Here is a 23223-nt window from a genome sequence, read left to right on the forward strand (position 1 = left end):
CCTATGAAGAAGAATAAATTGCTTTTTAATATATCATTAATAGTAATAGCCTTAGTTGGATTGTTTTTTCTAAATATTTATTTAGACAATTATCAAGTTACAATCATAAATCTTTGTGCAATATATATAATACTTGCTTTAAGTATGAATCTAATTAATGGTTTTACAGGATTATTTTCTTTGGGACATGCAGGTTTTATGGCAATAGGAGCCTATACTGTGGCTATCCTTACTATGCTACAGCAGCTAAGGAAATGAATTTCTACATGAAACCAATGATGCCAGTGCTTTTAAATCTTAATATGTCATTTATCTTTGCATTAATTATGGGTGGATTAATGGCAGCTTTATTTGGATTTTTAATTGGTGCTCCAGTATTAAAATTGACTGATGACTATCTAGCTATTGCAACTTTAGGATTTTCAGAGATTATTAGAGTTGTAATTATCAATCTTCAAAGTATAACCAATGGTTCCCTAGGACTTAAAGGAATACCAAAATTACTCATAAATGAGAGGGTATCTGAACTTTTTGGAGTATCACAAAGAACTAATCTCCTATGGGCTTGGGGTATAGCTATTCTTACTATTGTATTTATGAAGCTATTGATGAAAGGTAGCTATGGTAAAGCATTCAAAGCAATTCGTGAAGACGAGATTGCTGCTAGATCTATGGGTATCAATTTATTTAAACATAAGGTAATGAGCTTTACTATTGGTTCATTTTTTGCGGGGATTGGAGGAGGCCTATTAGCAGCATCTTTGGGAACAATAGATCCAACCTTATTTAAATTTGCCCTTACTTTCAACATTCTTCTAATGGTCGTATTAGGTGGTATGGGAAATATAAATGGTACTGCTGTAGCAGCAGTTGTAATTACTATAGCAATGGAGGCTCTTAGATTCTTAGATGAGTCTATGAATCTAGGATTTGTTACAACACCTGCATTACCAGGTCTTAGAATGGTAGTATTTTCGCTGATTCTAATGTTAGTAGTTATATTTAAAAAGGACGGATTTATAAAAAACACCCTAGGGAAAGTGAGGGGTAGATATGCTAAAAATTGATAATGTAACTATGAGATTTGGTGGGGTTATTGCAGTAAACAACTTTACGGCAGATATTAAAGACGGAGAAATTGTTGGACTAATTGGACCTAATGGGGCAGGGAAAACTACTGTATTTAATGTGGTTACAGGAGTATATAAGCCAACAGAGGGGCAAGTCATTTTTAATCCTGGAGGAAGTGAAGGGATAATATCCGACCTTCGACCAGATCAAATAGCAAAGCTTGGCATATGTCGTACTTTCCAAAACATTAGATTATTCAAAGAACTATCAGTTCTTGATAATGTATTTATAGGAAACCATTTAAGACTTAAATCAGGTATATTTTCTTCTGTATTGAGATTGCCAAATTACAACAGAGAAGAAAGGAAGATGATGGAGAAAGCTAAATACTTACTTCAAAAGGTAGGTTTATATGAAGAGAAAGAAGAGAAAGCGTTTTCTCTTCCTTATGGTAAACAAAGACGATTAGAAATAGCTAGAGCTTTAGCAACAGACCCAAAGCTGCTTTTATTAGATGAGCCGGCAGCAGGAATGAATCCTCAAGAGACTCAGGAATTAATGGAGTTTATTGGTGATATAAAAAATGAATTTGACTTAACCATATTTTTGATAGAACATCACATGGAAGTTGTTATGGGAATCTGTGAAAAGATATTTGTATTAGATCATGGAATTTCAATAGCAGAAGGTAATCCAGGAGAGATCCAAAACAACTCTAGAGTTATTGAAGCTTATTTGGGGGTGGAATAATGCTTACTATAAAAAATCTTCATGTTAGTTATGGGGCATTAAGGCCCTAAGAGGTATAAATATTAATATCGAGGAAAATAAAATAGTTACCTTAATAGGTGCAAATGGAGCAGGAAAGTCTTCTACCCTAAGAGCTATTATGAATTTGGTGAAAAAAGAGGATGGAAAAGTAGAATATGATGGAGATGATTTAACTAACCTTAAGACAATGGATATAGTAAAGAAAGGTATAGCTTTATCTCCTGAAGGGAGAAGGGTATTTGCTAATCTTACTGTAGAAGAAAATCTGATTCTTGGGGCCTATACAAGACGTGATATGGCTGAGATAAAGAAAGATATGGATAAGGTATATGATCTATTTCCTAGATTAAAGGAAAGGTCTTGGCAAAAATCAGGAACTCTTTCTGGTGGAGAACAGCAGATGCTTGCCGTAGGAAGGGCTATGATGATAAGACCAAAGGTATTAATGTTAGATGAACCCTCATTAGGATTAGCTCCATTACTGGTTAAAGATATATTTGATATCATAAAGGAAATTCACAGCCAAGGAAATACGATCCTATTGGTTGAACAAAATGCGAAGAAGGCTCTAGAAATAGCTGATTATGCCTATGTTTTAGAGACAGGATCCTTGGTGCTTGAAGGACCAGGTCAGGAGCTATTAAATGATGAAAAAGTAAAAACTGCATATTTAGGAGAAGCAAAATGACAATTGACAATGCACAGTGCATAATTCACAATTAAAGAAATAAAATAAGATTCTTCGCATTGCTCAGAATGACAGATATAGTGCTTGTTATTTAGAGTGTAGCGAAGGATCTTTTTTGTAATCATAATGTAACTACTTTTTCACTTTATTGGGGTATAATAACAATTAACAGGGAACAATTAACAAAGAACAATTATAACATTAATATATTAATTTGTTCTAAAGATTTTCAATTGTTAATTGTTAATTGTCAATTGATTACGAGGGGGATGATTATGTGAAAAAGTTGGTATCAGTAGTTTTAATAATATTGATTCTTTCAACAAATGTGGTTGCTTTTGCTAATATAGATGAAAAGCTAGCTAATCATTGGTCTAAGGATATTATTGAAAAAGGATTTCTAGCTTACTATTTTCCATATTTAGCAAAGGAGAGTTTTGAAAAATTTAATCCAGATGAATATATCTTGAAAAAGGACTTTGAATTATCCCTAGCTTCTTTATCTAAGGATTATGGCTTAGATACCAGTACGAATAATGTTGGCATATATGAAGTCCTAACTAGAGAAGAGATAGTAGAGCTTATTGGAAATAAATTAGTATCTATCGATACAATAAAATACGAAAATCAGGAACTTCCCTTTCAAGATATTAATACTATGAATAAAAATAGCATAGAATTACTAAGGATATTATTTAATTTGAAGATTATTAGTGGTGTTTCAAATACAAGTTTTGCACCAGATAAAAAACTCACTCAGGCTGAAGCATAATAATCTTGCAAAGATTGAAAGGAGTACTGGAGGCAATGAGAGGACTAAAGGAAATATCATTCAATATTACTGGGATTGTTCAATCTTATAATGCAGAAGAGTCAATAATAGTAAAAGAAGAAACAGACAATGTATTAGTAACTATTACTAAACAATTTCCAACACCTGGATATTCCTTGGATGTTGAAAAAATACTAAGAGATAAGTATGAATACAAGGTTTTTCTAAATATCAAATCACCTAAGGAAGGCAGCATATTGCCGCAAGTCATTACTTATAAAACCATGACTTTAGAAATCAATAAGAATCAATTGATGGGATCTTCGCCATATGTCTTTACTGTAGAAGGACTAGAAAGCAATCTATTGAATCAATAGATTGCTTTTTTTTATGACCTAACACAATGAACGATAGTGAGTTGATGTAGGTCAAACGCACCTACGCTGTCCGTTTTGTCTACAATTCGCTATGCTCATTGGACAAAAAGGCAACGAACGCCAACCTTAATATAGAATTTATCATTAGGAGTGTCCGCTAGGACCAAATTCATGCGGGCGGAGCGAGCAAATGAATTTGTGCAGTGAGACTGCAGAAAACTTAATAATAGTTCGACAAGATGAGATAATAGATGACACTAAGAAATAATTTTGGTACAATTACTATGAATACAAGATTATAGTAGGGTGATAAATGGTGAGAGCTGGGAAAAGAGATTTAAAGGATTTATTAAATTTAAAAGATTTGCTACCTAAGAAAGAAGCTCTAAGGACTTCTATTATATATTTCATATTAAGTTTTATTTGGATACAATTTCCGGATGAATTCTTTTATAAGATTATAGGAAATACAAGTAAGTACAAGGATATTCAGAAATATAAGGGGTGGACCTTTATATTTTTAACGACTGTTTTAATTTATTTTTCAATATATGAAAGATTAAAAAAGGTTAAGGATATGGGAATTGCATTACATAAAAGCATGGAAGAATTATCTGCTACAACAGAAGGGCTTCTAACTACTCAAGAAAAATTGAATAGAGAACAAATATTATCTGAGAATATATTTAAAAATTCTACATTAATAATTTTCACTTGGAATTTAGATGGTAGTATAATAAGTTTTAATCCTTATGGAGAAAAGGTTACAGGATATAAGGAAGAAGAGATAATAGGGGAATCTTGGATTGACTTATTTTTATATGAGGATGAGAAGCCAAAGGTAAAAGGATTAGTAGAATACCTTAAAAGTGGAAGGTCTATAAAGAACAGTATAGGAGATGTATGGAGATCTAAGGACAATAGAATTATTGAACTTATATGGACAGACTCTCCCATATACGATGAAGATGGAAATGTGACTCAGATAATTTCTTTTGGGACGGATATAACAGACCATAAGAAACTTTTGAGAAGGCTGAATGAACTAGCATACTACGATACCTTAACTGGACTTCCCAATAGGATTATGCTAAAAAATGAGGCGGGTAAATTAATAAAAGATGCGAAACTTAACAATATCAGATTAGGTTTTCTATATATAGATATAGACAACTTTACACAGATAAATGATACTTTAGGTCATGATGCAGGAGATGATTTTTTAATTCATTTGGCTAAGATATTAAAAGAAGAAAATAAAGATGGAAATATTTTAGCTAAACTAAGTGAGGATGAATATGCTATTATTCTATATAATGTAGAAGATAGAGATGATATAATTAGAAAGACAGAGTATATTCTAAAGGAAATTAGGAAACCGTGGTGCATTGATAAAGAGGAGTTTATTATATCAGCAAGTATAGGAATATCTATTTTTCCTCATAATGGAGATAATTACTCTGATCTAATGAGATCAGCCAATATGGCAATGTATAATATAAAGAGCAAAGGTAAAAACGGATATGCATTCTATGAGGCGGAAATGGGTAAGAGGATAGCTGATAATACCTTTATGATCAATCAAGTAAGAAGGGCTATTGAAGAGGAGCAATTTACTTTACATTATCAACCAGTTATTAATATGGAAGACAATACAATATATGGAGCAGAATGTTTAATTAGATGGTATCATCCAGAAAAGGGCTATATCCCACCAATGGATTATATACCTTTAATAGAAGAGACAGGTCAAATATTTGATGTTACATCATTGATTTTAAAAATGGCATTTAATCAAAAGAAGCTCTTAAATGAAAAAGGATATTCATACCTTAAGTTATCGGTGAATATTTCAAATAAATCTCTTATAAAAGGTGGTTTAGACAATGAAATAGTTAAACTTTTAGAGGAATATAAAATAAAACCTGAAGAAATTACAATAGAAATTACAGAAACATCTTTCATGGGAAATTTAGAGGGCTGTATTTATACTTTAACAAAATTAGAAGAATTAGGCATAGAAATAGCACTAGACGATTTTGGAACAGGTTATTCTTCTTTAGCACAATTAAAGAGACTTCCTATTCATAATGTAAAAATGGATCAAGAATTCATTAAGACTATGAAGAAGAATAGTGAAGAAGAGGTTGTGGTCAAATCCATAATAGAGCTAGCTCATACATTGGGACTAAAGATAATAGCAGAGGGTATAGAGACTAAGGAACAGCAAGAAATACTTTTAGAAAGTAAATGTGATTTGGGTCAAGGGTATTATCTCGGTAAGCCTATGAATGCAGAATCATTCCAAAATATGTTAATGATGAATAAAAGGGTGAATATAAATGAGTAAGAAACGAGAACTTGCGCAATCAGCAGCAATGATTTCCATATTTACACTATTATCAAAAGCTTTAGGATTTGTTAGAGAAGTCATGATAGCCAATAGATTTGGTTCTGGTAAGGAGACAGATACTTATTTCGTAGCTATTACAGCTACAGTGATTATAATGAGCACATTAGGTGCTGCCTTAAATACTACGTTAATACCTATATTTTCTGAAATAGGAGAAAAGTACGGGAAAAAGGGTAAACTAAAATATTTAAATAATATTTTCAATATAGTATTAATAATTACTATTCTTATAGTTATACTAGGATATATATTTTCTCCTATGGTAATTAAAATATTGGCTAAAGGTTTCCAAGATGAACAATTTGATTTAGCTGTGACACTAAATAGAATAGGACTTCCTATAGCAATACTCCTAGGATTTTATTGTGTATTTTCAGGAATACTTCATAGTAGCCAAATATTTGGACCACCAGCTATATCAGGGTTGCCATATAACTTTGTGTTTTTAATCTATTTATTTTTCTTTGCAAAGGATTCCAATGTAATTACCTTAATGATAATATCGGTAATAGCTGCATTTGCCCAATTCTTAATATTGGTACCAGCAGTTAATCATATGGGATATAAATATAAATTTGAAATAAATCTAAGGGATAAGTATTTAAAAAAGGCAATAGTTTTAACGCTACCAGTACTTATTGGATCAGCAGTTCAACAGATAAATGTAATTATAGATAAGACCCTTGCATCGAATCTAATAGAAGGTAGTATATCGGCTCTTAGCTATGCTTCAAAGATTAATGATATGGTCATAGCAGTATTTATTATGGCTATAACTACAGTAATATTTCCAATGTTATCTCAAGCATTTTCTCAAAATAATAATGAAAAGGTAAAGGAAATCTTGGGGCAAGGAATTAATATTATCCTAATTATAACAGTACCAGCTACAATAGGAATACTTGTACTGGCAGAACCAGCAGTGTATCTGTTTTTTCAAAGAAATGCATTTGATGAACTGGCAACATATATGACCAGTCAAGCTCTTATATATTATTCTGTAGGACTAATAGGTTCATCTTTGCGTTTAATGTTAAACAGGGTATATTATTCCTTACAAGACACAAAAACTCCTATGATAAATGGGATGATAGCAGTAGTCATAAATTTAGTATTAAATTTAATACTTGTAAAACCTATGGCGCATAGTGGTTTAGCCTTAGCTACTAGTATATCAGCAACTATAACGACCATTATGTTATTCCTAAGTCTAAGAAAGAAAATAGGAGCAATAGGTTTAACAAAATACTTAATTTGTTTTATAAAAACCCTCGCAGCTTCACTTATAATGGGGGTAGTAGTATTTCTAATATATTATAAACTAGGAGCAATTATAGCAACAACAAAGATTATGAAGATGTTGCTATTGCTAATATCAGTAGCTGTTGGAGTAGTAGTATATTTTGTTTTATGTGTTTTATTTAAAGTGAAAGAGTTAAGAATTATACTGAAAAGATAAAAGTCTAATTCACAATTCACAGTTCACAATTAAAAAACCAAGATCCTTCACTTTTCTCATGGTGACAAATACCTGTCATTCTGAACTCAGTGAAGAATCTTGGTTTTAATGTTTTTATTATTTTAATTGTGCATTGTGAATTGTGCACTGTGCATTGTTTATATTTTTCCCGCCCTATGGCATGCTGCAAAATGCCCTGGTCTTATTTCTTCAAAGGTAGGAGTTACTTCTCTACATTTGTCTATGGAATAAGAACATCTATCTACAAATCTACAGCCTTCTTTAGGATTGATTGGACTTGGTACGTCTCCTTCTAACATAATCCTTTTTCTATTTCTTTGAATATCTGGATCTGGTATTGGTATTGCCGAAAGTAATGCTCTTGTATATGGATGAATAGGATTTTCATAGAGCTCTTCAGATTTTGCTAACTCCATCATATGACCTAAATACATTACACCAACCCTATCAGAGATATACCTTACCATGGATAAGTCATGAGCTATAAACATATAGGTTAGACCAAGTTTTTCCTGCAATTCCTTTAATAGGTTAACTACTTGGGCTTGAATAGATACGTCTAGAGCTGAAATAGGCTCATCACATACAATGAATTTTGGATTTAAAGCTAATGCTCTTGCAATTCCAATTCTTTGTCTCTGTCCGCCAGAGAACTCATGAGGGAAACGCATAGCATGTTCTTCATTTAATCCTACTAACTTCAATAACTCTATTACTCTTTCTCTACGTTCAATTTTATCTTTATAGGCATGATGGATATCTAATGGTTCCGCAACTATTTCTTCTACGGTCATTCTTGGATTTAAGGAAGCATAGGGGTCTTGGAATATCATTTGAAAGTTTTTTCTAACCTCTTGCATCTTATGTCTAGAAAGTTCATAGATATTTTGCCCATTAAATATTAATTCTCCATCTGTAGGGTCATATAATCTTATTATAGTTCTACCAGCAGTAGATTTACCACAACCAGACTCTCCAACAAGACCAAAGGTTTCTCCTGGATATATATCAAAGCTAATACCGTCTACAGCCTTTAGCATTCCCTCGCCTACATCAAAATGTTTTTTAATATTTCTTACAGATATTAAAGGTTCTGCCATTATGCTTCACTCCCTTCAGCGACTTTAGCCATAGGATGGTTTAACCAACAACGGCTTTGGTGTGTACCACTATGATTATCAAACTCAGGTATATGATTTTTACAAACCTTCAGTGCATAATCACATCTATCATAGAAGGAGCAGCCTTTAGGCGGTATATATAAATCTGGTGGCGTTCCTTCAATTGAGTGAAGGGGTTCCTCTCTAGACATATTTAAACGAGGAACTGAAGCTAAAAGCTTCTTAGTATAAGGGTGTTTAGTATTTTTAAATATTTCTTCAGTAGTACCTTCTTCAACAATTTGTCCTGCGTACATAACGATTACTCTATCACTCATATCTGCTACAATTCCTAGGTCATGAGTAATTAGAATAATAGACATATCTAGTTTTTGTTGTATTTCTCTCATAAGTTCCAGAATTTGAGCTTGCACAGTAACATCAAGGGCAGTAGTAGGTTCATCAGCAATCAATAATTTAGGGGCAGATACCATTGCTAAGGCTATCATTACCCTTTGTCTCATACCACCGGAGAACTCATGGGGATATTGATTAATTCTTTTTTCTGGTTGAGGTACTGCTACTAGATTTAACATTTCAATAGCTTTTTTTCTTGCTTCTTCCTTTGATAACTTTCGATGTTTTACAAGACCTTCAACGATTTGTTTCCCAATTTTCATAGTTGGGTTTAGAGAGGTCATAGGGTCTTGGAATACCATGGAAATTTCATTGCCACGAATGGCTTGCATTTCTTTATCTGATTTTTTTAATAGGTTATTACCATCAAATATTATTTCTCCATTTTTAAAGAAAGCAGGTGGCATAGGTAATAACTGCATTATGGAGTTAGCAGTAACAGATTTGCCACAGCCAGACTCTCCAACTATAGCTACAGTTTCAGATTTACCTACATTAAAGCTAATATCACGAACGGCTTCAACCTCTCCAAAGAAAGTCTTAAAGGACACAGATAAATTCTTAACTTCTAATATTTTTTCCATTTTTCCACCTCTTTATTTACGTAGTCTTGGGTCTAATGAGTCACGAAGGCCATCTCCTAGTACGTTAAAAGCAAACATAATAAGAGAAATGAATATTGCTGGTATAATTATTTGATAAGCATTTCCAACCGCAAGTCCTGCCAATCCATCACTAGCTAAGGATCCTAGACTTGATTTTGGTGCTTGCAGACCTAGACCCAAAAAGCTAAGAGTTGCCTCTGCAAATATTGCTCTAGGAATAGTAAGGGTTACATTTACTAAAATAGGGCCTAAGGTATTTGGAATTATATGTTTTTGGAGTATCCATCCCTTTGATGCTCCTAAGGATTCAGCAGCTAATGAATATTCAGATTCTTTCAATTGAAGCACCTGACCCCTGACTAAAATTGCCATTGGTACCCAGTCTGTAAGGGTCATGGCCAATATTAGTACAAATAAAGATGTACCAGAACCTTCATTGGCGAAGACTACTGATAAAAGGATTACAATAAGTAAATAAGGTATGCTATAAACAATTTCTGCAATACGCATCATAATGGCATCTACACGTCTTGTAGCTATACCAGAGATTCCTCCATATAATACACCGACAGTAAAGTCTATGACTGCAGCTAATATTCCAATTATTAGAGAATACCTAGTTCCATACCAAGTTCTTGTAAATAGGTCTCTTCCTAGTTCGTCTGTACCAAACCAGTGGGTGCTATTAGGATGTAAATTAATCTTGTTGTAGTTCTGTTCAAAATAACTAAAACCGTTTATGAATGGTCCTACGATAGACATTAAAATCATAAGTACTATTATTATAAGGCCTGTCATTGCCAATTTATTTTGCTTTAATCTACGCCATACATCAGGCCAATATTTTATACTGGGACGCCTGATTTTTTCTGCATTCCTATCCTCATGGGATGCAGGTTCAAACATATCTGGAGTTAAATTTTTAGTTAAATTAGTTTGAGTTTCCATTAGCGTCCCTCCTGTGTAAGCTTGATACGTGGATCAATAAAGATATATGCAATGTCAACAAATAGAAGTAAAACTATTAGTATAATAGCATAGAAAATAGTGGTTCCCATTATAAGGGTATAATCTCTGTTATTAATAGATTGAACAAAGAATTTTCCAAGACCTGGGATACCAAATATCTTCTCGATAACAAAGCTACCTACTAAAAGGTTAGATATTAGAGTTCCAAGAACTGATATAATAGGAAGTATTGCATTTCTAACAGCATGTTTTAAGATTACTGCAGCTTTGGAAATTCCTTTAGATTTAGCAGTTCTGATGTAGTCTTGTCCTAGAATCTCTAGCATACTGGAACGCATAAGTCTTGCTATATAAGCAAGGGGCATTAGAGATAATGCAAATGCAGGAAGCAGAGTATGTTTAAATTCTCCCCAACCTCCAATAGGAAGCCAAGCTACATTTTTTGCAACAAACTGGATAAGTATAGTACCCATGATAAAGCTTGGTACAGAAATACCTATAATAGCAATTATCATAGAGATATAATCTGGAATTTTATTCTGATATAAGGCTGCCAAAGCGCCTAAGGCTGGACCAAATACTAATGCAATAAGCAGAGCTTCTAAACCTAAATAGGCTGAAACAGGGAATCCTCGTCGGATCATGTCGTTTACAGTCTCTACTTTTGATTTCATTGAATCGCCAAAATCTCCTTTTAGAAGATTTTTCAAATATATAATATATTGTTCTGACAGTGGTTTATCTAAACCATACTTTTTCATAAGATTTTCATAAACTGCTGCTGGCATTTTACCCTCTTTTCTAAAGGGGTTTCCAGGAATAGAGTGCATTAGAAAAAAAGTAATGGTTATAATAGCCCATAGGGTAATAACTGACATAATAAATCGTTTTAAAAGATACTTTTTCATATTCCCCCTCCTTTGCTGTTAATAGAAAGAAAATCGAGAGGGCTGTGTAGCCCACCGATCTTCTTTAATTTAAGCGAATTTCTCGCTTTGAAATCTTTAAATATTAGCTAAATAATTATTTATTTATATCAGCATAAGTTAGTTTTGGATAGTTAACTAGTGGTTTATATACACCTGTTACATATGGTTTTTGTGCATATGGTTGAGTATAGAAGTAAACAGGTACTACAGGCATATCTTCCATAACTATTTTTTCAGCTTTTCTCATAGCTTCGAAACGCTCTTTGGCATCTGGACTGGTCTTAGCTATAGCAACTAATTCATCATACTCAGGATTATTATATTTTGCATCATTGAAACTTGAACTACTTTGCCATAGTTCTATAAAGGTTATAGGGTCCATATAGTCACCAATCCATCCAGCACGAGAAATATGATAGTCACCAGCTTTTTCTCTATCAAGCTTAACTTGGAAGTCAACGTTTTCAAGTTGGATTTCAACTCCTAAATTAACTCTCCACATTTCTTGTGCAGCCTGTGCTATTTTCTTATGAGCTTCAGAAGTATTGTAAAGGATAACCATATTTTTGAAATCTTCAACCTTCATACCTTCTTCGGCTAAACCTTCTAAGAATAATTTCTTTCCTTCTTCAACATTATACTCTATTAAGTCACCAACAGCTTCACGATAATCTTTACCATTTTCGTCTGGAAGACCAAAAGGTACTACACCTACAGCTGCAATTTGCCCTCCTTGAGCAATTTTATCAACTATAGTTTGACGATCAAGGGTCATAGATAATCCTTTTCTAACCTTAGGATTATTAAATGGTTTAACCTTTGAGTTAAGATTATAGTAGTAAGTAGCTACATCTGCACCGATAATTAATTCAGGATTACTATTATCTTTCATTTGAGCTACTACAGCTTGTGGCAGTGGAGTCAAGAAATCATAGTCGCCACCTTCATATTTTTGCCATGCAGTATTTTCGTCATCGATAATGTCAAAATCAATCCCATCAAGCTTAACGCTAGCTACATCATAATAATTCTCATTTTTTCTGATTTTGATACTTGCATTATGTTCCCATTCAGTTAGAGTGAATGGACCATTAGATACATGGGTATTAGCATTTTTTGCCCAATCTGCATTTGATTCAGCCACTTTCTTGTTAACTGGATATAGAGTATAGAATGCAGTTAACTCTAGGAAGTAGGCAGTAGGTGCTTCTAGTGTTACTTCAAGAGTTTTATCATCTAGAGCCTTAACAGCTACATCATCAACTGAACCAGCACCTGTATTATATGCTTCTCCACCTTTGATATAATAGAGTTGATGAGCATAGTCTGATGCCATGTCTGGGTCTAATGCTCTTTTCCATGCGAATTCAAAGTCTTGAGCTGTTACTGGATCTCCATTTGACCATTTGATGTCATCACGTAAAGTAAAAGTATAAGTTAAGTTATCGTCTGATATCTTGTATTCTTTTGCCATACCTGGAACAACTTTCAGACTAGGATCTACTTTCATTAATCCTTCGAAAGTATGGTCAAGTATCCAAGATTCGTGGGTTCCTTGTGCCAAAGCAGGGTCTAAGGAACCTGGCTCACTAGAATTATTAGTTTTCAAAATCTTTGGCTCTGCTGGTGTAGGTGCTGGTGTAGTATCTGTTGTAGCCGGAGTACTTCCAGTATCCTTCGGTGCATCTCCGCCTTTTGGCACACAGCCAGTAAATATAATAGCTGTGATAAGTAATAGGCTTACCAACATTAAAAACTTTTTATTCATTTAAATCCCCCTTTTTAAAATATTATGAAAATTAAAACTGTTTAAATGATTTTACCACTTTCTTGCAGTAAATTCAACATAAATATTTTAGTAGAGTAATAGGATAGCAAAATATATGATTACATCATCCTAGAATTAATATATTTATTTTAGACAGAGAATAGAACTATGGACAATGCACAATTAAAAAACCGAGACCCTTAGCTGCAATCAGGTTGACAATATCTGTCGCTTTAAACGCAGTGAAGAATCTCGGTTTTAATTATTAATTGTTTTTATCTTTCTAATTGTGAATTGTAATTATGGCATGCTACAAAATGTCCTGATTTTACTTCTTCGAATTTAGGTGTTTCTTTCCTGCATTTGTCTGTAGCATAGGGACATCTATCCACAAATCTACATCCTGGCTTTGGATTGATTGGACTAGGGACATCACCTTCTAACATAATTCTCTTTTTATTTCTTTGAATATCTGGATCCGGTATTGGTATTGCTGAAAGAAGAGCCTTAGTATATGGATGGATAGGATTTTCATATAATTCTTCGGAATCAGCTAATTCCATCATATGGCCTAAATACATTACACCAACTCTATCGGAAATATATCTTACCATAGATAAGTCATGAGCTATAAATAAATAGGTAAGACCTAATTTATTTTGTAAATCCTTCAGTAGATTAACTACTTGCGCCTGAATAGATACGTCAAGGGCTGAAATAGGTTCGTCACATACAATGAATTTTGGGTTTAAAGCTAATGCCCTTGCGATGCCTATTCTTTGTCTTTGTCCGCCAGAGAACTCATGAGGGAAACGCATGGCATGTTCATCATTTAACCCTACTAGTTTTAACAATTCCACTATTCTATCTTTACGTTCATCATTATTTTTATAAGACTTGTGTATATCCAGTGGTTCTCCAATAATATCTTCTACAGTCATTCTTGGATTTAAAGAAGCATAGGGGTCTTGGAATATCATTTGAAAGTTTTTCCTAACTTCTTGCATTTCTTTTCTTGAAAGATCATAAACATTTTGTCCGTTAAATATAAGCTCACCTTCCGTTGGCTCATATAATCTTATTATAGTTCTACCAGCAGTAGATTTGCCACAACCAGATTCTCCAACAAGGCCAAAGGTTTCTCCTGGATATATATCAAAGCTAATGCCATCTACAGCCTTTAGCATTCCTGATCCCACATTAAAATGTTTTTTTATATTTTTTACAGATATTAGGGGATTTGCCATTACTTTTCCCTCCTTTCGTCTTTTCTTGCTGCCATAGGATGATTTAACCAACAACGACTACAATGAGTATCACTATGTGATGTATTATCAGGCATATGGTCTTTACATATTTTCATAGCAATATTACAACGGTCATAGAAAGCACATCCCTTTGGTGGTATATATAAATCTGGTGGCGTACCATCAATAGAATGAAGAGGTTCATCCTTCTTCATATCTAAACGAGGAACTGAAGCTAAAAGCTTCTTAGTATAAGGATGTTTAGGGTTTTTAAATATTTCGTCACGAGTTCCTTGTTCTAGGATTTGCCCTGCATACATTACAACAACTCTATCACTCATATCTGCCACAACTCCAAGGTCATGAGTAATTAATATAATTGACATATCAAACTGATCTTGTATTTTTTTCATTAAATCTAATATTTGTGCTTGCACAGTAACATCAAGGGCAGTAGTAGGCTCATCAGCTATAAGAAGCTGTGGATTGCATGCCATAGCCAAAGCTATCATTACCCTTTGTCTCATACCACCAGAGAATTCGTGAGGATATTGATTAATTCTTTTCTCTGGTTGAGGTACTGCTACTAGGTTTAACATCTCAATAGCTATTTTTTTTGCTTCTGCTTTAGTTAGACCTCTATGTTTCACTAGTCCTTCCACTATTTGATCCCCTATCTTCATAGTAGGGTTTAGAGATGTCATAGGATCTTGGAATACCATAGATATTTCATTTCCACGAATATGCTGCATTTCTTTTTCAGTTTTATCTAAAAGATTTTCACCTTTAAATATTATTTCTCCACCTTTGAAAAAAGCAGGAGGCATAGGAAGTAGCTGCATTATGGAGTTAGCAGTAACAGATTTACCACAGCCAGATTCTCCAACTATAGCCACTGTTTCTTTCTTGCCTACATGGAAGCTAATATCACGAACGGCTTCTACCTCTCCAAAGAAAGTTTTAAAAGATATTTGTAAATTTCTAACGTCTAGAATTTTATCCATTTTTTCACCTCTTTCTATTTACGAAGCCTTGGATCTAATGCATCACGAAGTCCATCGCCGAGTACATTAAAGGCAAACATAATAAGAGAAATAAATATGGCAGGTATTAAAATTTGATAAGCATTTCCTACTGCAAGACCTGCCAAACCATCATTAGCTAAAGATCCTAGACTTGATTTAGGTGGTTGAAGACCTAGACCTAAGAAACTAAGGGTTGCCTCAGCAAATATTGCTTGAGGAATAGCCAAAGTAATGTTTACTAAAATAGGTCCTAAGGTATTTGGTATAATATGTTTCTTCAATATCCAAGATTTAGCAGCACCTAAGGATTCGGCAGCTAAAGCATATTCAGATTCTTTTAGCTGTAGTACTTGACCTCTAACTAATATTGCCATAGGCACCCAACTAGTTATGGTCATGGCTAAAATCATTACGAATATACTACTACCTGATCCAGCCTTAGAAAATACAACAGATAATAGGATTACTACCAATAGATATGGAATACTATAGATGATTTCTGCAATACGCATCATAACAGCATCTACGCGACGAGAAGCCATTCCTGAAATTCCTCCATATAATACTCCAAGGACAAAATCTATAAAAGCAGCAGCAATACCTATAAATAAGGAATATCTTGCTCCGTACCAAACTCTTGTAAATAAATCTCGACCAAGCTCATCAGTACCGAACCAGTGAACACTGTCAGGCTTCATGTTAATTAGTGAATAATCTTGTTCATAATATTTAAATCCGTTGATCTTAGTACCCACAATAGCCATTATGACCATTGATATTATTAGAATTAGACCAGTCATGGCAAGTTTGTTTTGCTTTAATCTACGCCATACATCAGGCCAATACTTAATGCTAGGACGACGGATTTTATCTACATTTCTATCTTCACGAGATGCAGGCTCAAATAAATCTTTTGTTAGATTTTCCATTATCGTCCCTCCTTAGTAAGCTTGATGCGTGGATCAACAAACATATAAGCTATATCTACAATTAAAAGCATAATGATTAAAATGATTGAATAAAAAATAGTTGTCCCCATGATTAATGTATAGTCCCTGTTACTAATGGAGTTAACAAAGAACATTCCAAGACCAGGAATACCAAATATCTTTTCAATTACAAAGCTACCTACTAAAAGGTTGGAAACCAAAGTACCAAGTACAGAAATAATAGGTAGTATTGCATTTCTAAAGGCATGTTTTAAAACTACGACAGCCTTAGATATTCCCTTTGACTTAGCTGTTTTAATATAGTCTTGTCCTAGAACTTCTAACATACTAGAACGCATAAGTCTCGCAATATAAGCTAAAGGCATAAGGATAATGCTATAGATGGAAGTATGGTATGACTAAATGTACCCCATCCTCCAATCGGTAGCCAACTAACATTTTTAGCTATAAACTGTATAAAGACAGTACCCATTATAAAACTTGGTACGGAAATACCTAAGATGGCTATGACCATAGAAAAGTAATCAGGCCATTTATTTTGATTTAGAGCTGCAAGAGCTCCTAATGCTGGTCCAAATATCAATGCAATAAGTAGGGCTTGCGCTCCAATACGAGCAGAAACTGGGAATCCTCTATTAATCATATCATTAACAGTTTCAACCCTTGATTTCATTGAATCTCCAAAATCTCCTCTTACAACTTTTCCTAGATATATAAAATATTGTTCTGTTTTGGGCTTATCAAGACCATACTTTTGCTGCAAGTTTTCATAAACTACCTTGGGCATTTTACCTTCCTTCATAAAGGGATTACCTGGCACAGAGTGCATCAATAAAAAGGTAATAGTAATAATTGCCCAAAGTGTGATAAGTGACATAAAAAGTCTTTTTAAAAGATATTTTGCCATTTTATCCCTCTTTCTGTTTGAATATATAAACGAGTAAAGTTCATTTCCATAAATTATATATGCTAATATAAAGTATGGGCGAGCCCTGCTCGCCCGTAATTTATAATCTATTTATTCATATCTGCATAAATGAAATATGGATATCTATTAAGTGGTTTAAATACATCAGTCACATATGATTTTTGAGCATATGGCTGAGTATAGTGATAGATTGGCAATACTGGCATATTATCCATTAATATCTTCTCTGCTTGACGCATAGCTTCCATACGAACTTCTTGATCAGTAGTTGATTTTGCTTTAGCTACTAATGCATCATATTCAGCATTGTTAAATTTAGCATCGTTGAAGCTAGAACTACTTACCCAAAGATCTACGAAAGTCATAGGGTCAACATAGTCTCCAGTCCAACCTGCACGGGAGATTTGGAAATCTCCAGCTTTTTCTCTATCAAGTTTAACTTGGAAATCTACATTTTCAAGTTGAACTTCAATACCTAGATTAGCTCTCCACATTTCTTGAATTGCTTGAGCAATTTTTTTGTGACCTTCAGAAGTATTGTAAAGAATAGCAAATTGGCTGAAATCTTCTGCTTTATATCCAGATTCAGTTAATCCTTCTTGGAATAATTTTTTAGCTTCTGTTAGATTAAACTCAACTAGCTTACCAGCTGTATCTCTATATTCTTTGTTATTTTCATCAAGCATACCGAAAGGTACTACACCTTCAGCAGGGACTTGTCCGCCTTGAGCTATTTTATCAACTATTGTTTGTCTGTCTATAGCCATTGCTAGAGCTTTTCTAATTTTAACATTATCAAAAGGTTTAATCTTAGTATTGAAATTATAATAATAAGTTGCAACGTCTCCACCTATTACAAGCTCAGGATTATTTTGAGCTTTCATTTGTGCCACAACTGCTTGAGGTAGGGGAGTTAGAAAATCAAATTCTCCACCTTCATATTTTTGCCATGCTGTATTTTCATCATCTAATATAGCAAAATCGATACCGTCTAATTTAACATTTGCAGCATCATAATAATTTTCATTTTTCATTATAACAATCTTTGCATTGTGCACCCATTCAGTTAATTTGAAAGGTCCATTAGATACATAAGTTGAAGGACTTTTCGCCCAATTAGGATTAGCTTCTGCTACTTTTTGGTTAACTGGGAAATAGGTGTAGAAAGAAGTTAACTCTAAGAAATAAGCAGTAGGTGCTTCTAGTGTTACTTCAAAAGTTTTATCATCAAGAGCCTTTACCCCTACTTCGTCAACTGAACCGGCACCTGTATTATATGCTTCACCACCTTTTAAATAGTAGAATTGATAAGCATATTCTGCTGCCAAATTTGGATCTAATGCTCGTTTCCAAGAATATTCAAAGTCGTGAGCAGTTACAGGATCTCCATTAGACCATTTAATACCATCACGGAGTGTAAAAGTATAGGTAACTTCATCATCTGCTAAAGTATACTCTTTAGCCATGCCAGGTACCATGGTACCATCTGGAGAATGCTTAAATAGACCCTCAAATATATGGTCCAGAACCCAAGATTCATGTGTACCTTGTGCTAGTGCTGGGTCTAATGTACCAGGTTCACTAGAATTATTTGTTCTTAAAATCTTTTTCGTTGGTTTATTTCCAGTATCTTTAGGTGTATCTGCTGATTTAGAACAAGCAGTAAATACCATTACTGTTACAAGAAGTAAAGATACTAAAATTAAAAATTTCTTGTTCATTCAATTGCCTCCCTATTTAGTCATGTAAAGTAGTGAACTTTTATTTTAAATTTTAGCACATATTATGTAAACCATCAATGGAAATACATGGTATAAAGAGGTGAGAGACTAAAGTATGAAGGTGATAGGTCAAAACCTATCATAGTATGATTACATCATTATTTGATGGTTGTCCAGCAATGAAAAAGATATAAAGGGAAGAGCAATATGAGGAATAAAATAGATAGTTTTCCAAAAAGACATTAATAATGACCTTTTCTCATTGAACCTACAATCAGCGTCAATATAGGAATTACAAATTGGAAAGGTATAACATAATATTTGTATACATTGATGAATTTAAACATTTCCATAGTATCACTATAAATAAGCCTAGAAAAAATAATCATTAAAATACAGAGGATAATAGAGGTATTTCTAATATTTTTTAAATTAAAAAGTTTAATTATTCCAAGACAAGAAGCATATAGGCAAACTGCTATTTTGATAAAGCTACATAACAATAAATTTATTGAAATAATAATTTCTATTCTTTGAACAAAACCATTAATGTGTATCAGTGAAGTAGCATAATGGGAAGGAAAATAAATATTATATAGGTTAGGAAATCCAAGTAATAGAATATTTCTAAAAGTAGCGATCAGAAGTAGAAAACCACCTATGAGGATACCACTGATATAAATCTTAGTAGTATCTTTATTATTATTTAAAGTCCCCAAAAAAACCATAAACACAACAGTTTCAGCAAAAGGAAAAGTAAGTAGGGAATATCCATTGCTTATTACAGGCTTCCAGCCATTATATAGTATTGGCTGAATATATGAATAATTAAATTGAGGAATAGCTAGTATAAAAGTGGCAGAAATCATTATTACAATAAGTGGCAGAACTAATTTTGTCCATGTGGCTAGTACAGAAAATCCCGCATTAATAGCATATAAGGATAGAAGCCCTATAAAAATAGCTGGAATATATTGAGGGGTTTCTGGTAAAGAAACTACTTGAATATATTCAGTTGCATTTCTTATGTCAATAGCTCCAAGATGAAAAAAGTAAAATGTATAGACGAAAATAAAAAACTTTCCAAAAAAATTTCCATAGACCTTTGGCAATATATCTAATAACCCAGTGCCTGGAAAAATTAGAGCTAACTTTCCATAGATAAATGATAAGGGAATGGCCATGAACATAGCCATTAAAAGAGAGATCCAAGTATCTTCCATGGCTTCAGAGCTTCCGCTAATAAGCAGGGAAGTTCCAAGAACAAACATAACTATTGATGATATAAACTGAGAGTTTGAAATATTCTCTGTTTTCATTAACCTCACCGACCTTTGAATTAATTTAAGCTAGTGCATCCTGATAATATCGGATAAATGTCCACTGCTTCTAATATGAACGTCTACATCTATTTTTACATCTAAATCTTTAAAGATTTCACCCCAATTATCATCAATTTCCTTCCAAAGTTTGGGATTTTTTTTCTTTACTATACTTCCAAAACCAAATATATCTAATCCAAAATCTTTTTGCATATTATTTATTAGTTTTGAAATATTATTTTTTAGAAATTCTTCAGCAGTATATTTAATATGTTGAATATTAGATTCCTTCAAAATATTTATAGGAGTATCTGATTCTCCAATAGCTACTTCTGTTTTAATTTTTATATGCATAGAAAGTTTATCATTAGAAACAACAGGAGTAATTTTGGTCTTATTTTTGAAGATTTCTAAAGTTACATTGTCTAATGTAGTATTATCGGTTATGTCAATAGTAAGAAGACCACCTTCAATTTTGTCTCTTACAAATAGATAATATTTAACATCTTCTAAATCCATAAATCCAGCCAATTTATCTTTATTTAAAATAGCTCCTCCAGATAAGGCCATGGTTTGTTTTCCTTCATTAAATACCATATCCACAGTAGGAATTACTGCGCTAATTCCTTTATTAGAGATAGCATTTGTTAGCTCAGAAGCAAGAACATTAGGAACTTGAGATAATCTGTTGTTTGAAGTAATCATGTTTTCTATTTCAAAGGATCGTATTTTGGTAGATAAACTTTGTAAACTTAGTATCTCCTTCGCAGTGGGAGTTTTTGAAATTAGGAGATATAAAGTAAGTCTAGGCTCAGCATCTCTTACTATCCAGTCTAAAATAGGAATAATACCATCTTTAGCTACATCTTCACTAATTATCACAGTAGTGGCATGGCTCCAATATGGAGGCTTAGCAGAGATGTTAATCATATTTCTTACACATTCAAAAACACTTTCTCCATATGATTGCATTCTTATAGAGTCAAATTTTGGCTCTCTAATAGATGCAGATATATCTATTACTTCTGCTGTCATTTCGTATCCTTTACCTGAACTGACTTTATCAATGGCCATACCTGATATAAGAGCCAATTTTTCGATTTCCCTGTAGTTCCAGCATCCTGTAGTTAAAACTGCAATTAAAAGTATAAATAACGTAAACAGAAAAACTTTATTCATTTTTTTTACCTCCATTGCTTCGGATAGGGTCTTTATCTGCAATATGTTCAGGCCTAAATATCATATACCATCTAGGTGCTCTAACACCTGTGTCCTTCAGAGCTTGCATATTGAAAGTAGTCAAATTCGTCATAAATGGTATACCAAAAGATTTAAGTTTTAGTAAATGAATGAGGACAAATGCCATTCCTACTATGTAACCATATAATCCAAGTACTGCTGAAAGTAAGATTAGGGCTATTTTAATAAAGAGTGAAGCTGCTCCAAGGGCAGGAGTTATAAGACTAGTAATACCTGATAGTCCAACTACAATTACAATAGGAGCACTTACAAATCTTGCATCTACAGCTGCTGAACCAAGAACTAAAGCACCTACAATACTTAAAGCCTCGCCAATATAAGCAGGCATACGAGTTCCTGCTTCACGAAGTATTTCGAATACGATTAATAACCCAATAAGTTCAAAAACAGTAGGCAAAGGTACTCCTAACCTAGAAGCATATATACTCATAATTAGAGGTGTAGGGATCATTTCTTGATGATAAGTAACTAAGGCTAGATATATAGCAGGTATACTTATGGTTAAAATAAAACCTAATAAACGAATAATTCTATTTATAGAGGAAAAGTAATAGCTTAAATAATAATCATCACCAGATTGAAAAACCTCAATAAAAAGAAAAGGCAGAGTCATAACTACGGGGGAACCATCCACGAAAAGCAGTATTCTTCCCTCTAATAATTTTGCCATAGCTACATCAGGCTTTTCAGTTGTAGAGGTAGTTTCAAATAAAGAAAATGGTTGCTTATCAATATATTCTTGAATATACTTTACATCTAAAACACCGTCTATACTAATATTATTGAGCTGAGAATATAAGGTAGATAAAATTTCTTCGCTGGCCAGACCCTCAATATAACATATACAAAGCTTTGTATATGTTATTTCTCCAAGGGTCATAAATTTAAATTTTAAATTATTTGTTCTAGCTTTCCTTCTAATTAAAGACAGATTTATAATCAGAGACTCAGTAAAACCTTCCCTTGGACCACGGAGTACCTTTTCTACAGTAGGTTCTTGGATAGCACGAGTTCTCCATCCTTTGCTTCCAATAATAATTCCTTCTGAGAAGTTTTGTAAAAATAATATAGTATCTCCATCTATAATTGCGTTAATAAGATTTAAGACACTAGTGGTTTTTTCACATTGAGGTGAAATTATAACTTGGCTTTGTAAATAATCCACTAAATCTAGTTTAGAGGATTCAATAATGCTATTAGTAATAGGTTTAATTATACTTTCATTTATAATATTGTCATCTACCATACCATCAATGAAAAGAATACAGCATTCCACACTATGGTCATTCCTATTTTCAAATTTTCTTAGTCTGAGGGTATCATCGTCTTTAAATATTTCTTTTATTGTATTTATATTTTCATCCATAGAAGAAGACAGATGGTATTTTTCAAAACTATTCATAATTATTA

19 protein-coding genes and 2 pseudogenes are annotated in these 23223 nt (G+C 33.2%); 8 read left to right on the forward strand and 13 right to left on the reverse strand.

Translation table 11 applies throughout. From position 1 onward, the window contains the following. The first annotated feature begins 3 nt into the window (after positions 1 to 3). From CIW83_RS24185 to murJ, 8 genes and pseudogenes are all read left to right on the forward strand, one after another. Positions 4 to 258: a branched-chain amino acid ABC transporter permease gene (locus tag CIW83_RS24185; RefSeq protein WP_201259665.1), complete on the forward strand. Its 255-nt coding sequence runs from the start codon at positions 4 to 6 to the stop codon at positions 256 to 258. Next, on the forward strand, positions 255 to 1067 hold the full coding sequence (locus CIW83_RS03880; protein ID WP_201259666.1) for a branched-chain amino acid ABC transporter permease: 813 nt from the start codon (positions 255 to 257) through the stop codon (positions 1065 to 1067). The genes CIW83_RS24185 and CIW83_RS03880 overlap by 4 nt, the downstream gene beginning before the upstream one ends. Then, the gene (locus tag CIW83_RS03885; protein WP_094899563.1) at positions 1054 to 1821 is read left to right on the forward strand and encodes an ABC transporter ATP-binding protein; all 768 of its coding nucleotides are present in this window, start codon (positions 1054 to 1056) and stop codon (positions 1819 to 1821) included. Before CIW83_RS03880 ends, CIW83_RS03885 begins: the two co-directional genes overlap by 14 nt. After that, positions 1821 to 2530, forward strand: a pseudogene (locus tag CIW83_RS03890) (ABC transporter ATP-binding protein). The gene CIW83_RS03885 and the pseudogene CIW83_RS03890 overlap by 1 nt, the downstream one beginning before the upstream one ends. Before the next feature lie 277 nt (positions 2531 to 2807). Next, positions 2808 to 3302 carry an S-layer homology domain-containing protein gene (locus tag CIW83_RS03895; protein ID WP_094899564.1) on the forward strand — a complete coding sequence of 165 codons (495 nt, stop codon included), beginning with the start codon at positions 2808 to 2810 and terminating at the stop codon, positions 3300 to 3302. 35 nt (positions 3303 to 3337) lie between these two features. Continuing rightward, positions 3338 to 3679 carry a protease complex subunit PrcB family protein gene (locus CIW83_RS03900; RefSeq protein WP_094899565.1) on the forward strand — a complete coding sequence of 114 codons (342 nt, stop codon included), beginning with the start codon at positions 3338 to 3340 and terminating at the stop codon, positions 3677 to 3679. A 313-nt stretch (positions 3680 to 3992) separates the two neighbouring features. Continuing rightward, positions 3993 to 6029, forward strand: a complete 2037-nt coding sequence (locus CIW83_RS03905) for an EAL domain-containing protein (protein WP_094899566.1) — start codon at positions 3993 to 3995, stop codon at positions 6027 to 6029. After that, the gene (gene murJ, locus CIW83_RS03910) at positions 6022 to 7551 is read left to right on the forward strand and encodes a murein biosynthesis integral membrane protein MurJ (RefSeq protein ID WP_094899567.1); all 1530 of its coding nucleotides are present in this window, start codon (positions 6022 to 6024) and stop codon (positions 7549 to 7551) included. Before CIW83_RS03905 ends, murJ begins: the two co-directional genes overlap by 8 nt. A gap of 158 nt (positions 7552 to 7709) precedes the next feature. Here murJ and CIW83_RS03915 read toward each other — a convergent pair whose 3' ends face one another. The 13 genes and pseudogenes from CIW83_RS03915 to CIW83_RS03975 form a co-directional block, all read right to left on the reverse strand. Then, the gene (locus CIW83_RS03915; protein ID WP_094899568.1) at positions 7710 to 8672 is read right to left on the reverse strand and encodes an ABC transporter ATP-binding protein; all 963 of its coding nucleotides are present in this window, start codon (positions 8670 to 8672) and stop codon (positions 7710 to 7712) included. Beyond that, positions 8672 to 9673, reverse strand: a complete 1002-nt coding sequence (locus CIW83_RS03920) for an ABC transporter ATP-binding protein (RefSeq protein WP_094899569.1) — start codon at positions 9671 to 9673, stop codon at positions 8672 to 8674. The genes CIW83_RS03915 and CIW83_RS03920 overlap by 1 nt, the downstream gene beginning before the upstream one ends. A 12-nt stretch (positions 9674 to 9685) precedes the next feature. Further along, positions 9686 to 10642: an ABC transporter permease gene (locus CIW83_RS03925; RefSeq protein WP_094899570.1), complete on the reverse strand. Its 957-nt coding sequence runs from the start codon at positions 10640 to 10642 to the stop codon at positions 9686 to 9688. Beyond that, on the reverse strand, positions 10642 to 11571 hold the full coding sequence (locus CIW83_RS03930; protein WP_094899571.1) for an ABC transporter permease: 930 nt from the start codon (positions 11569 to 11571) through the stop codon (positions 10642 to 10644). Before CIW83_RS03930 ends, CIW83_RS03925 begins: the two co-directional genes overlap by 1 nt. Before the next feature lie 115 nt (positions 11572 to 11686). After that, positions 11687 to 13360: a peptide ABC transporter substrate-binding protein gene (locus tag CIW83_RS03935; protein WP_094899572.1), complete on the reverse strand. Its 1674-nt coding sequence runs from the start codon at positions 13358 to 13360 to the stop codon at positions 11687 to 11689. A 275-nt stretch (positions 13361 to 13635) separates the two neighbouring features. Beyond that, positions 13636 to 14607, reverse strand: a complete 972-nt coding sequence (locus CIW83_RS03940; RefSeq protein ID WP_094899573.1) for an ABC transporter ATP-binding protein — start codon at positions 14605 to 14607, stop codon at positions 13636 to 13638. Continuing rightward, the gene (locus tag CIW83_RS03945) at positions 14607 to 15611 is read right to left on the reverse strand and encodes an ABC transporter ATP-binding protein (RefSeq protein WP_094899574.1); all 1005 of its coding nucleotides are present in this window, start codon (positions 15609 to 15611) and stop codon (positions 14607 to 14609) included. The genes CIW83_RS03940 and CIW83_RS03945 overlap by 1 nt, the downstream gene beginning before the upstream one ends. Before the next feature lie 14 nt (positions 15612 to 15625). Continuing rightward, positions 15626 to 16561: an ABC transporter permease gene (locus tag CIW83_RS03950; RefSeq protein ID WP_094899575.1), complete on the reverse strand. Its 936-nt coding sequence runs from the start codon at positions 16559 to 16561 to the stop codon at positions 15626 to 15628. Then, positions 16561 to 17489 (reverse strand): annotated as a pseudogene (locus CIW83_RS03955) (ABC transporter permease). Before CIW83_RS03955 ends, CIW83_RS03950 begins: the two are co-directional and overlap by 1 nt. A 107-nt stretch (positions 17490 to 17596) precedes the next feature. Next, positions 17597 to 19231 carry a peptide ABC transporter substrate-binding protein gene (locus tag CIW83_RS03960; RefSeq protein WP_094899576.1) on the reverse strand — a complete coding sequence of 545 codons (1635 nt, stop codon included), beginning with the start codon at positions 19229 to 19231 and terminating at the stop codon, positions 17597 to 17599. A gap of 242 nt (positions 19232 to 19473) precedes the next feature. Next, positions 19474 to 20550: an endospore germination permease gene (locus tag CIW83_RS03965; protein ID WP_094899577.1), complete on the reverse strand. Its 1077-nt coding sequence runs from the start codon at positions 20548 to 20550 to the stop codon at positions 19474 to 19476. 30 nt (positions 20551 to 20580) lie between these two features. Further along, the gene (locus CIW83_RS03970; RefSeq protein ID WP_158220006.1) at positions 20581 to 21732 is read right to left on the reverse strand and encodes a Ger(x)C family spore germination protein; all 1152 of its coding nucleotides are present in this window, start codon (positions 21730 to 21732) and stop codon (positions 20581 to 20583) included. Next, positions 21725 to 23215: a spore germination protein gene (locus CIW83_RS03975; RefSeq protein WP_094899579.1), complete on the reverse strand. Its 1491-nt coding sequence runs from the start codon at positions 23213 to 23215 to the stop codon at positions 21725 to 21727. Before CIW83_RS03975 ends, CIW83_RS03970 begins: the two co-directional genes overlap by 8 nt. Between the last annotated feature and the right edge of the window lie 8 nt (positions 23216 to 23223).

This window comes from Tissierella sp. P1, from assembly GCF_002266425.1.
GTDB classification, from domain to species: Bacteria; Bacillota; Clostridia; order Tissierellales; family Tissierellaceae; genus Tissierella; species Tissierella carlieri.